Below are 12632 nucleotides of genomic sequence, written 5' to 3'. Positions count from 1 at the left end.
GCCCCGCTCCGCTCGGGCCAGACCATGCCGCAGCTCGCGGCCGGAATGATCAATGAAATCATGGGCCCGAATGCCGATCCGAAGGGACGTGACATCGCCATCGCCTCGATGGCCGCGGTCCCGGCCGCGACCTACAAGGCGTGCGTCGAGGCGATCGTGACGTTCGAGGAACGCGCCAATCTCGGGCAGATCAGAGTGCCGGCCCTGTGCTTGGTCGGCGAGCTCGACACCAACGCCCCGGCCGCAATGATGCAGCGCATGGCGGCGAAGATTCCCGGCGCCACATTCGTTGGTCTGCCCGGTCTCGGCCACCTCCCTAATCTGGAGAACGCGGCCGCGTTCGATGCGGCCGTGCTCGGCTTCCTGCGCAACCTGAACGCGAGCGACACAACGGAACGGAGTGCCGGATGAACGCGATCGACTTGGACAAGGTGGACACCGACGCGCCGCTCTTCGCACCCGACGCTTTCGGCCTGAACGATTTTCAGAGCGAGTTGATCGCAAAGAGCCGCCGCTTCGGAAAGCAATATCTCGCGCCGCGCGCCGCCCAGCACGATCGCGACGCCACCTTCCCGATCGAGAATTTCCGCGACATGCATCCGGAAGGGTTGCTCGGCATCTGCATTCCGAAATCTTCCGGCGGCATTGGCGCCGATTACAAGACCTACGCGCTGTGCGCATCCGAGCTCGGCCGCTATTGCGGCGCGACCGCCTTGTCCTGGAACATGCATGTCTGCTCGACCTTGTGGTCGGGGCCGATCTCCGACGAGATGGACATGCCGGCGGACATCCGCGCGCAGCATCTCAAATATCGCGAGGTGCATTACCAGCGCATCCTGCGCGATGGCGCGATCTATGCACAGCCCTTCTCCGAAGGCGGCGCAGCGGCCGCCGGCGCCGTCGCATTCGGCACCGAGGCAAGGCCGGTCGACGGCGGCTATATCGTCAACGGCAAGAAGATCTTCGCCTCGCTGTCCGGCTCCGCCGATTATTACGGCGCATTGTGCACGCGGCGGGCCGAGGGCGAAGAGGCGATGCGCCGCAACACGCTGTATCTCGGCATCCCCGCGAACGCGCCGGGTGTCAGCGTCACCGGCGACTGGGACCCGCTCGGCATGCGCGGCACCGTTTCGCGCACGCTGATTTTCAAGGATGTGTTCGTACCGGAAGACGCCGCGCTGATGCCGCCCGGCGTCTATTATCAGGCCGTGCTGCGCTGGCCGCACATGTTCCTGACGCTGACGCCGACCTATATGGGTCTCGCGCAGGCCGCCTACGACTTCACGGTGGCGTATCTTCGCGGCGAAGTGCCGGGCATGCCGCCGGTGAAGCGGCGCATGTTTCCGACCAAGCAGCTTGCTGTCGCCGAGATGAAGCTGATGCTGGAACAGACCAAGGCGATCTGGTTCCAGACCATCAGCGAGGCGCGGCCCAATCCGTCCAAGGACTCCGTGATGCGCGCCTATTGCGCGCAATATACGGTGATGGAAAACGCCAACGCGCTGGCCGTCAAAGCCATTCGCACCTGCGGCGGCCAGGCCATGCTCAAGAGCCTGCCGCTCGAGCGCATCTATCGCGACAGCCGCTGCGGCTCGCTGATGCTGCCCTGGACCGCGGAAATCTGCATGGACCGCCTCGGCAAGGAAACGCTGTACGAGCCGGGCGAGAAGGATGAGTGAGACTTTGCCGCGCACTCCGACGGATTCCCTCCTCCTTGAAGGGGGAGGGTTAAGGTGGGGGTCCGCTTTCAATCATCAACAAGACCCCCAACCGGCGAGCTTCACTCGCCGACCTCCCCTTTCAGGGGGAGGGAGCAGTTCCTGCGCGTGATCTAAGACGACGTCATGGACCTCTCTGATCTCATTGCGCGTAATGCCGACTTCACGCCTGACAAGGTCGCGATCCGCTTTGGCGAGCGCATCCTCAGTTACGCCGCGTTTCACGACCGCATCGTGCAAACCGCACGTGCGCTGAAATCCGAACTCGGCGTCGGACGCGGTGATCGCGTCGCCATCCTTGCCGCCAACCACTCCGATTATCTCGTCACGCTCTATGCCTGCGCACGCCTCGGCGCGATGCTGGTGACGCTGAACTGGCGGCTCGCCGTTCCCGAACAGCTCTACATCCTGTCCGATAGCGGCGCGAAAGTGCTGATCGTGGACAAGGAATTCTGCGCGGTCGTGGAGCAGCTCGCGCAGCACCTGCCGGACCTCAAGGTAATCGGGCTGGACTACACGCCGGACGGTGCGCCCTCGTTCGACGAACTCCTTGCCGCGGGATCAGGCGACGGCCGCAATCCGCACACCGACACCTCGAACCCTCTCCTTCTCGTCTATACGTCCGGCACCACCGGCCGCCCCAAGGGCGCGGTCCTGCGGCAGGAAGCCCTCCTCTGGAATGCGCTGATGAGCCATCACGCGCACGACATGCGCGCCGACGATCACATCCTCACCTTCCTGCCGATGTTCCATGTCGGCGGGTTGAACATCCAGACAACGCCCGCGGTGCAACTTGGCGCGACCGTCACGATCCACACGCGCTTTGTGCCTGATGCCGCGCTTCAGTCGATCGTGCAGGACAGGCCGACCCTGATCGTGATGGTCCCCGCGGTGATGCAGGCGCTGATCCAGCACCCGCTCTTTGCTTCGACCGATCTCTCGTCGCTCCGCGCCATCGCCGCAGGCTCGAGCCTGATACCGGTGCCGCTGATCAAGGCGTTCATGGAGCGCGGGGTGCCGGTGATCCAGATCTACGGCTCGACGGAAACCGGACCGGTCGCGGTCTATACTCGTGTCGGCGGCGATCTCTCGCGGCTGACCTCGACCGGGCTGCCGGGTCTCTATTGCGAGGCCAGAACTGTGGACGACGCCGGCCACGAGGTGCCGCCTGGCGTTGCCGGCGAAGTGGTGGTTCGCGGGCCGAACGTGCTCTACGAATATTGGGGCAATGCCGAAGCGACCGCGGAAGCCCTGCGCGACGGCTGGTATCATACCGGCGACGTCGGCACGCGCGACGCCGACGGCTATTTCTATATCCACGACCGCAAGAAGAACATGATCATCTCCGGCGGCGAGAACATCTATCCCGCCGAAGTGGAGCGTGTGTTGCACGATCATCCCTGCATTTCCGAAGCTGCCGTGATCGGACGTCCCGATCCGAAATGGCAGGAGGTACCGGTCGCCTACATCGTCTGCCACAAGGAGATGACCATCACCGTCGACGAGGTGAAAGCCTTCGTCGGCAAGCATCTCGCGCGCTTCAAGATCCCGCGTGAGATCGTGTTCGTGGACTCGCTGCCGCGCACCGCGCTCGGCAAGGTGCAGCATTTCATGCTGCGGGAGCAGCAATGACCTCGTGTCCCGGACGCGGTGCAGCATGAAGCAGAGCGAAATGATGCACCGCAGATCCGGGACCCAGATATTTGATTTGAATAGGTCCCGGTTCTGCAGCGCACCGCTTCGCGCTGCGCAGCGCCCGGGACATGAAACCGGAGTTTAAAATGCGCATTGCAGTTCTGGGCGGCGGCAACGGCTCATTCGCAGCGGCGGGCGATTTCGCGCTGGCGGGGCATGACACGCGGCTGTGGCGGCGCGACCAGGCCGCGGTCGAGGAGCACAAGGCCACCGGCTCCGCGATCCTCGTCAAGGATTTCTCCGGCCAGCGCGTCGCCAAGCTGTCGCTTGTCACGAACGACATTGCCGAAGCCGTGCGCGATGCCGAGCTGATCCTGTGTCCCGCGCCGGCGCACGCACAGCCCGATATCGCGAACGCGCTGGCGCCGCATCTCAAGGACGGACAGGTGGTGTTCCTGCCGCCCGGCACCTTCGGCTCGCTGCTGTTTGCAAAAGCTGCGCACGACGCCGGCAACAGGGCGAAGGTGGCGTTCGCCGAAACCGGCACCCTGCCCTGGCTGACGCGCAAGCACGGCCCGTTCGAGGCCGCGATCACCGTGCGCGCGAAGCGCCTGCCGACCGGGGTATTTCCGCTGACGCTGAAGGACCACGCGCTGTCGGTGATCGGGCAGGCCTTTCCGAACGTGATCGAGGATTGCGGCGATGCCCTATCCGGCGCGCTGATGAATGCCGGACCGATCATCCATCCACCGCTGATCACCATGAATGCCGGCCCGCTCGAGCATTTCGACAAGTGGGACATCCACAAGGAGGGCACGCAGCCCGCAATCCGGCGCGTCACCACCGCGCTCGACAACGAGCGCATCGCGGTGCGCGAGGCCTTCGGCTACGGCGCGCCGCATTTTCCGCTCGCCGATCACTATGCGAAGGAAGGCGACGAGTGGATGTATGGCCGCGGCTCTCACGACCGGCTCACCGACTCGGGCGACTGGCGCGAGAAGATCGTGCTGACGCAGCATCGCTACATGCTGGAAGACGTGCGCACCGGCCTCTCTTTCCTGATTTCGGCCGGCGAGATTGCAGGCGTGCCGACGCCGCTCGCCCGTGCCTTCCTGTCGATCGGCGGCGCGGTGGTCGGCGAAGACTTCATGGTCACGGGACGCACGCTCAAGGGCATGGGGCTCGGGCAATACGACAAGCCAGGGCTGCAGGCGTTGCTGCGGGACGGATTCAGGTGAAGCGCAACAACACACCGACCTCGTGTCCCGGACGCGACGCTCCATGGAGCGAAGCGGAATGGTGCGTCGCTGAGCCGGGACCCGTGCGAATGACAGTGTGGGTCCCGGTTCTGCAGCGCACCGTTTCACGCTGCGCTGCGCCCGGGACACGGAACCTTCGTTGGGGCTGGCAATCATGACAGCACGCGACCCCATCGCCTGTCTCGGCGCCGGGCGCATGGGCCGCGGCATTGCGGTCGTGTTCGCCTATGCCGGCCATCCGGTGCAGGTGGTGGACTTCAAGCCGCGCAGCGCGGAGGATTTCGCAAAGCTCGAAGCCGAAACGCTCGGCGAAATCCGCACCGTGCTCGCCTCGCTCGCCGCGTTCGGCATGTTCGATCCGGCGCAGATCGACACCATCCTGAAGCGCGTCACCATCCTGCCGGAAAGCGGCGCGCAGGCGGCCTTCTCCTCCGCTGCGGTTATCTTCGAAGGCGTACCGGAGGTGCTGGACCTCAAGCGCGAGGCGCTGGCGCGGGCCTCGAGACTCGCAGGCCCCGCCCCGATCATCGCTTCCACAACCTCGACCATTCTGGTCGACGACATTTCCGGCGCGATCGAACACCCCGAACGCTTCCTCAATGCGCATTGGCTGAACCCGGCCTATCTCGTGCCGCTCGTCGAGATGTCGCCCGGCAAGGCGACCGATCCCGCGGTCACCGCGCGGCTTAAGGCGCTCCTTGAAGGCATCGGCAAGGTGCCTGTCGTCTGTGCCGCTGCGCCCGGCTATATCGTGCCGCGCATCCAGGCGCTGGCGATGAACGAAGCCGCGCGCATGGTGGAGGAAGGCGTCGCCTCGGCGGAAGACCTCGACAAGGCGATCAAATACGGTTTCGGCTTTCGCTTCGCCGTGCTTGGCATGCTTGAGTTCATCGACTGGGGCGGCGGCGACATTCTCTATTACGCGAGCCGGTACCTGACGAACGCGCTGGGCAACGAGCGCTATGCCTCGCCGGAGATCATCGCGCGCAACATGGAGGCCGGGCATATCGGCCTGAAGACGCAGCGCGGATTTCTGAATTACGAGGGGATGGACGTGGATGCCTATCGAGCCGACCGGCTGCGCGCCTTCGTTGCGATGCTGCGGCACTTCGATCTGGTGAAGCCGCCGGTGGTGTAGCTTCGTTTCTCCCCGAATGCGGTCTGCTCCCTCTCCCCTTGGGGGAGAGGGTTGGGGTGAGGGGTTACAGACTGTCCGTTAAGCCCCCTCACCCGACCTCGCTTCGCTCGGTTGATCTCTCCCCCGAGGGGAGAGGTGAAGAGAGTGCGCGGCTGCCGACCTACCCGAACACGTCCTGCAGCACGCCGCGCTTGACCACCACGGTGTTGTCCACCGTGATCGTAGTCTTCATCACCGGCAGATCAAAATGGCCCGCGGTGTAGCGCCCGGCAAATTCGTTCGCGCCGGTCGAGAACAGGAAATTGCCGGGAACGGCGCGGATCTCGGTGCCGTTGGTGTCGCGCTGGCCGTACATCGCGAGCGCCTCGTAACGCGCGCCGGGATTCATGCCCCACCCGACATGCGACACAGCATAGGCTTCGCGGTCGCCCCAGGCGGAGAGATATTGACGGAACATCTCCGCATCGGTGCCTTCGCCGACGATATCGGTGATGTAGTCGTCCTTGAAGTCGAGGCGGATCGGATCGACCATGTAGCGCTTGAAGGTCAGGTTGATGTCGCCGCGGTCGAGCACGAGGCGCCCGTTCACTGACTTCGCCTTGGGGAAGCTGACGACGATGCCGCCCGGCCAATGCGCGAGCGTGCCTGGCTTGTCGGTCCAGCCCCAGACACCGACGGTCTGCGCGCCAGCCATGTCGACGTCGAGATCGGTGCCGGCTTCGGAGGTCACCTTCATGCGCTTTGCTCCGCGCAGCATGCGCGCAGCGTTCCGCACCCGCGTCTCGAGCGCGGGATCGGGGCGCATGCGCTCCAGCGCTTCCGGATGCTCGTTGGAGATCACCTGAATGCGGGCGCCGGCCTTGAGGATGTCCGGCGTCTCCGGCGCATGCATCAGGCCTTCGAGCGTGCAATCCACGACGAAGCCGGCCTGCTGCAAGGCCGACACCACCGGCGTGAGCTTGCCGATAGCAACGCTCGCGCCGGTCGAGCGGATCGGCACCGGATATTCATTGCGCGGTGTCGGCACCACGACATGGAAGGGCCGCGCGCCAAGGCGCAGCAGCGCCAGCTCGGCGAGCTGCACATTGAGCTGACGCGACTGCGTTTCGGACAGGATCGCAGCGGTGTCGCCCTTTTTCACCGCGCATCGTTCGAAGAGTTCGCAGAAGGCGTCGATCCACTTGCCTTCGATCCGGTCCGCAAACATCAGTTTTCCTCCGGGAATCCCCGCAACAGCCAGGCCCGCAGCGCATTGAATCCCGCATTGAGGATCAGGCCGAGCGCGGAGATCGCGATGATGGGCACGAACATGTCCACGGTCTGGAAGTTGCGCGCGGCCCGGACCAAAAGGTGCCCGAGTCCCTCGGTCGAGGATATCATCTCCGACAGGAAGACGACGATGCACGAAATGACAAGGCTGATCCGGCATCCGGTCAGGATCGAGGGGAGCGCCGCGGTCAGCACCACCGTGAACAGGGTTTTGAGGCGGCTCACGCCCATCGCACGGGCCGACCAGACGAGCTTGGGCTCGACCGAAATGGCGCCCTGATAGGTCGCAAGCAGGATCGGAAACAGCGCGTCGGCAAAGACCAGCGCGATCTTGGAGGAATGGTCGAAGCCGAGCGTCAGGATGAAAGCCGGATAGAGCGCGATCTTCGGCAAAGGCGCCAGGATCCGGATGACCGGACGCAGCAGCGCGCCAATCACCGGGCTCCCCGCCGCCGCGATACCGAGCGCCACGCCGACAATGACCGCAAGGCCGAATCCCCAGAACAGCCGGTACAGCGTGGTCGCGGCATGTCCGAGAAACGCCGGATCGCCAAGCAGCTGGAAAACGCGCGCGAAGACTGCGCCGGGCGGCGGCAACAGGCTCGGCGGCGCGACGTTGAAGCTGGTCAGAGATTGCCAGAGCGCGAGCAGGAGCAGGATCGGGATCAGCCCCATCACGAGCTCGGAGATGCGGCGTCCCACGGTCATGCCGAACCAACCGCAATCTCATGCACCGGATCGGCCCATCCGACCACGATCCCGCGCAGCCATTCGAACACGAGATCGAGCACGAAACCGAGCGCCCCCACGATCACGATCGTCGCATAGACCGTGTTGTATTGGGCGAGATCCAGCGAGTTGAACAACAGATTGCCGATGCCGGCCTGCCGCACGATCATTTCGCTGGTCACCATGGTGATCAGCGCCAGCACCAGCCCGGTGCGGCAGCCAACCATGATTTCCGGCAAGGCGGCCGGCAGCACGATGCGGAACAGCCGCTCGCGCGCGGTCATGCCCATCGCGGCGCCGGACCAGAGCAGCTTCTCGCCGACGGCGCGCGCGCCCTGGTAGGTGTGGTAGATCAACGGCAGCGATACGCCGAGGAAGATCACCAGCGTCTTCGAGGCCTCCCCAATCCCGAGCCACAGCATGATGATCGGCATCAGCGCCGCCTTCGGCACCGGATAGATCATCATGAAGAGCGGATTGAAGAAGGCCGCGACCGTCTTGCTGCGCCCCATCATCAGACCGATGGGAACGGCGAACAGGAAGGCCAGGGCGAAGCCGACCGCCATCCGGCGGACCGACGAGAGAATGTCGTAGAGCGATTGCTTGTCGGTGAGGATCGTGGGCAGGTCCCGCAATGTCTCCCAGGCAGTCGGCAGTGATTCAAGCGCGATCAGCCGCGCACCGATTTCCCACGCCAGCAGCAGCGCGAAACACGCGATCAGGGGCGGCACGCCGGGAATGGCAGTGAGATTTTTCACGACGAGGCGGCCTCGTCGGTCGGATTGTCCATCATCTTCTCGATGTCGACGACGTAATCCTGGTATTTGCGATTGACGAGCAGCTCGGCCCGGTGGCGCGGTCGCGGCAGATCGATCGGGATGATCTCCTTGATGCGGCCGGGCGAACGGGTCATCACCATCACCCGGTCGGACAGAAATACCGCCTCTTCGACACTGTGGGTGACGAACATCACGGTCTTGCGGTCACGCTCCCAGATGTCGAGCAGATCGTTCTGCAGCCTCACGCGCGTATGCGCGTCGAGTGCCCCGAACGGTTCGTCCATGAGAAGAATTTTCGGCCGATAAGCGAGCGTACGGCAAATCGCGACGCGCTGCTTCATTCCGCCCGACAATTCTTTCGGATAGAAATCGGCATAGCGTGAGAGATTGACCATCGCGAGCAGCTCGCGGGCGCGGGCTTCCGCGGCCTTGCGGCTCTCGCCCTGCTCGAGGAGGCCGTACATCACGTTGCCGAGCACGGTCTTCCATGGAAACAGCGCGAATTCCTGGAACACCGGACCGCGGTCCGGGCCTGGCCCCTCGACCGGCTTGTTATCGACCAGCACGGCGCCGGTGGTGGGCGGCACGAAGCCGCCGACGATGTAAAGAAGGGTGGATTTGCCGCAGCCGGAAGGCCCGAGGATCGAGACAAATTCGCCGTCCCCCACCTTCAGGTCGATATCGGTGATCGCGAGATGTGGCCGGTTGCGCTGCGTGTCGAAGGATTTTGACAGGCCTTCAATCGAGATCATGTCGCAGCCAAAAATCGGGCATCGGTAGGCATCTCTGCTGTCCTGCTCGCGGAACGCGAACCCCCGCAAAGCAAAATCACTCCCGTCGCAGGCGACGGCCCCTGTATTTCGCGCGTCACTTGATTGGAAATGACGATATCCGGGCACGATAGCGGGGCGTGGGAGGGGCGGCAAGCACCGGCCTCTCCGCCGCGAAAAACGTGGGCTAAAGGGCCTGATTGAGCCCGCAGATCGAGCGCGCCAGCGCCGGCTGAATGTCGAAGCCACGCCGCTCGAAGACCTTTCCGTTCGGGCACCAGACCCGTGCCTTGTTGTCGGCAAGGGTGCAGGTCGCAAGCTTCGGCGCCAGGATATTCGCCGGCGCTTCGCAGCCGCCACCGAGTGTCGTGGGTTTTACCTCCTGGACGACCTGCGCGAAGCAGGCCGAACTTACCGATATCAGGCAGGTCGCGATGACAATGCGAAGCATGATGTCCCCTCAGGCTTGCAAATGGGAAGGCCCCTCCGGCCCCTTATGGCTTGTCGCCCCAAGCGCCTTGAAGGTTCAAAAGAAGGCGGTTTCGGTCCGAAAACGGCGCCTGAGCGCGTCCCGCCATTTGCAGTGCGTATCCTTACGCCGGCTATCACGCCGCGCGGCTGGGCGCCCGTGAACCATTTTTAATGCGGCCGCTACCAATACCCGAGGCCCCGACTGGGGCAGCCGGGGGGACGATCTCCGGAAGTCTGAAAATCGGATTGATGGAGACGGATCGTGACCACGCTTACTCAGCTCGCGCAGCTCGAACTCGAACTGATCAACCGGGCGCGCATGGACCCGCTTGCGGAGATGCAACGCGCCGGTCTCACGACGCTGAACGATTTCATCCTGCCGGGATCGGGCACCATCACGGCAGACCCAAAGCAGGTCCTTGCCGGCAATAATCAGCTCACCGCTGCCGCGGTCGGCCATACCGCGCAGATGATTCTGAAGAACAACGTTCAACACGAAGGGATCGGGGACCTCGATCCGGCGTCGCGCATCAAGAATGCCGGCTACCTCAACAATAACGTCAGCCGGCCAGAGAATATCGGCCGTGCCGGCGAGAATGCCTTCAACTTCAATGCAGCGAATCTTCCGACCGAGCAGGACATCGTAGCGCGGCTGGCCGTGAAGAACCATCTGGGGCTGTTCAACGACAAGCCCGGTCCGGACGTCTTTGGCGAAGCCGGGGGGCACCGCCTCACCATGCTGGACCCGTCCTATAAGGAGGTGGGTATCGGCGCCACGGCGATCACGACCCATCCGACCTTGAACGGCATGCCTGGCATCGACGTGCAGTTTTTCCAGACCCAGAATTTCGGAAATAACAGCACCAAGTCGTTTGTGACAGGCGCTGTTTACAACGACTTAAATAAGGACAATTTCTACAGCCTGGGCGAAGCGGTCGGCAACGTCACTGTGACATTGCGCAACGCCACCACCGGTGCGGTGATCGGCAGCGATCGGACCGGCGAAGGCGGCGGCTGGTCGGTCGGCGAGGACGGAGGCACGTTCAGGGTTACATTCTCCGGCGCCGGAAAGGGCGACGTCTCGGCGACCATCGAAGCAGGCGCACTGAATGCCAAGATGGATCTGGTCAACGGCAACGAGATCTACGCCAATGCCAACACCACGCTGAATGAAGGCGCGGTGGGCCTGCGCCTGATCGGCATCCAGAATATCAACGGCACCGGCAACAACCTCGCGAACGTCATCACCGGCAATGCCGGTGCGAATATCCTGACGGGCGGCGGCGGCAACGACATCATCGACGGCGGTGCCGGCACCGATACCGTCGTGTTTTCCGGCCAGCAGTCCTACTACAAGATCATCGTCAACGGAAACACCGCGACGATCGAGGACACGCGTGCCGGCTCGCCTGACGGCATCGACACCATCACCAATGTCGAACTCGTCAACTTCGGCGGGACAATCGTGTCCTACAGCTCACTCAGGAACCAGACACCTGCGGCTGCGGTCGCAGGTTCGGTCGTGATCGGCGATCAGAGCATCCAGGAAGGCAATGCCGGGACCAAGGTTCTGACCTTCACGCTCACGCGCTCCGGGGGCACCGCCGCCTTCGACGTGAATTTCGCAACCAGCAACGGCACCGCGACTGCGGGCGAGGATTATGTCGCGACGTCCGGTGTCGTCCACTTCGCGGCCGGTGAAACCCAGAAGACCATTTCGGTCACGATCAATGGTGATACAAAGTTCGAGAGCGACGAGACCTTCAACGTCAATCTCTCGAACGCCACGAATGGCGCGACGATCGCCGACGGCCTCGCGGTCGGCAAGATCCTGAATGACGACGTCCAGCCGGTCGCGGGTTCGGTCGTGATCGATGATCGGAGCATCCAGGAGGGCGATGCCGGCACCAAGGTTCTCACCTTCACGCTCACGCGTTCCGGCGGCACCGCCGCCTTCGACGTGAATTTCGCGACCAGCAACGGCACCGCGACCGCAGGCGAGGACTATGTCGCGACCTCCGGTGTCGTTCGCTTCGCCGCGGGTGAAACCCAGAAGACCATTTCGGTCACGATCAACGGCGATACCAAGTTCGAGGCAAACGAAACCTTCAACGTCAATCTCTCGAACGCGACCAATGGCGCGACGATCGCGGACAGCGTTGGGGTCGGCACGATCCAGAATGACGACGCCAACCACGCACCGACCGTGACCGGCAACAACTTCAAGCAGGCGGCCGGCGCGTCAGTCGCGGCCTCCTCGGTCTTCTCGGCCCAGGACCTCGACGGCAATTCGACCATCACAAAGTATGCCTTCTGGGATGAAGGCAACGGCGGCGGCTTCCTCACGGTCAAGGGTGTCACGCAGGCCTCGGGTCAGTGGATCATTGTCGACGCGGCCGATCTTGGAACCGTGCGCTATGTCGGCGGCGTGAATGGCGGTGTCGAGACCCTCTGGGCCAGCGCATTCGATGGCAATGTCTGGTCCGCGAACAAGTCGGTTTCCGCGACCACACTGCATCCCGCTCCGTCGGACTTCAATGGCGACGGCAACACCGACGTGCTGTGGCACAACAACAACGGCAACGTGGCGATGTGGCAGATGGATGGCTTCACGACGCTCGCCAATGTCGGCGCGGGGGCGCAAGCTACGGGCTGGCACGCGATGGATGCCTTCGACTTTAACGGCGACGGCAAGGACGACATCCTCTGGCACAACGATAACGGCCAGGTGCAACTCTGGCTGATGAACGGCGCGCAGGCCACCCAGAAGCTCGACCTCGGCGCGATGGCCACCACCTGGAAAATCGGCGGTGTCGACGATTCCACCGGTGACGGCAAGGCCGAGGTGCTGTGGCACAATACAA

Annotated in this window: 10 protein-coding genes and 1 pseudogene; 6 read left to right on the top strand and 5 right to left on the bottom strand. The window is 63.7% G+C overall.

Features of this window, described 5'->3' with window-relative positions; genetic code table 11:
- From VN004_RS14675 to VN004_RS14655, 5 genes and pseudogenes are all read left to right on the top strand, one after another.
- Positions 1 to 411 (top strand): annotated as a pseudogene (locus VN004_RS14675) (alpha/beta fold hydrolase); the annotation flags it as partial.
- A complete protein-coding gene (locus tag VN004_RS14670) occupies positions 408 to 1679 on the top strand; it encodes an acyl-CoA dehydrogenase (protein WP_325611408.1) in 1272 nt (423 codons plus the stop codon). The pseudogene VN004_RS14675 and the gene VN004_RS14670, both read left to right, overlap by 4 nt.
- Before the next feature lie 165 nt (positions 1680 to 1844).
- The gene (locus VN004_RS14665) at positions 1845 to 3350 is read left to right on the top strand and encodes a long-chain-fatty-acid--CoA ligase (RefSeq protein WP_325611406.1); all 1506 of its coding nucleotides are present in this window, start codon (positions 1845 to 1847) and stop codon (positions 3348 to 3350) included.
- A gap of 149 nt (positions 3351 to 3499) precedes the next feature.
- Positions 3500 to 4591: an NAD/NADP-dependent octopine/nopaline dehydrogenase family protein gene (locus VN004_RS14660; RefSeq protein ID WP_325611404.1), complete on the top strand. Its 1092-nt coding sequence runs from the start codon at positions 3500 to 3502 to the stop codon at positions 4589 to 4591.
- A gap of 175 nt (positions 4592 to 4766) precedes the next feature.
- A complete protein-coding gene (locus VN004_RS14655; RefSeq protein WP_325611402.1) occupies positions 4767 to 5750 on the top strand; it encodes a 3-hydroxybutyryl-CoA dehydrogenase in 984 nt (327 codons plus the stop codon).
- Positions 5751 to 5910: 160 nt separating this feature from the next.
- Here VN004_RS14655 and VN004_RS14650 read toward each other — a convergent pair whose 3' ends face one another.
- From VN004_RS14650 to VN004_RS14630, 5 genes are all read right to left on the bottom strand, one after another.
- Positions 5911 to 6957: a peptidase M29 gene (locus VN004_RS14650; protein WP_325611401.1), complete on the bottom strand. Its 1047-nt coding sequence runs from the start codon at positions 6955 to 6957 to the stop codon at positions 5911 to 5913.
- The gene (locus VN004_RS14645) at positions 6957 to 7727 is read right to left on the bottom strand and encodes an ABC transporter permease (RefSeq protein ID WP_325611400.1); all 771 of its coding nucleotides are present in this window, start codon (positions 7725 to 7727) and stop codon (positions 6957 to 6959) included. The genes VN004_RS14650 and VN004_RS14645 overlap by 1 nt, the downstream gene beginning before the upstream one ends.
- Entirely contained in the window at positions 7724 to 8506 is a 783-nt protein-coding gene (locus VN004_RS14640; protein ID WP_325611398.1) for an ABC transporter permease, read from the bottom strand. Before VN004_RS14640 ends, VN004_RS14645 begins: the two co-directional genes overlap by 4 nt.
- On the bottom strand, positions 8503 to 9279 hold the full coding sequence (locus VN004_RS14635) for an ABC transporter ATP-binding protein (RefSeq protein ID WP_325611396.1): 777 nt from the start codon (positions 9277 to 9279) through the stop codon (positions 8503 to 8505). Before VN004_RS14635 ends, VN004_RS14640 begins: the two co-directional genes overlap by 4 nt.
- Positions 9280 to 9484: 205 nt before the next feature.
- Complete coding sequence (locus VN004_RS14630) at positions 9485 to 9748, bottom strand: hypothetical protein (RefSeq protein ID WP_325611394.1); 264 nt, start codon at positions 9746 to 9748, stop codon at positions 9485 to 9487.
- 282 nt (positions 9749 to 10030) lie between these two features.
- On the opposite strand from VN004_RS14630, the gene VN004_RS14625 reads away from it, so the two are divergent.
- On the top strand, positions 10031 to 12632 hold a 2602-nt coding region (locus VN004_RS14625), incomplete at its 3' end, for a Calx-beta domain-containing protein (protein WP_325611391.1).

The organism is Pseudorhodoplanes sp. (assembly GCF_035565855.1).
Classification (GTDB): Bacteria; Pseudomonadota; Alphaproteobacteria; order Rhizobiales; family Xanthobacteraceae; genus Pseudorhodoplanes.
Note: the sequence above shows the minus strand (reverse complement) of the source record. Positions and strands in the feature narration are given on the sequence as shown.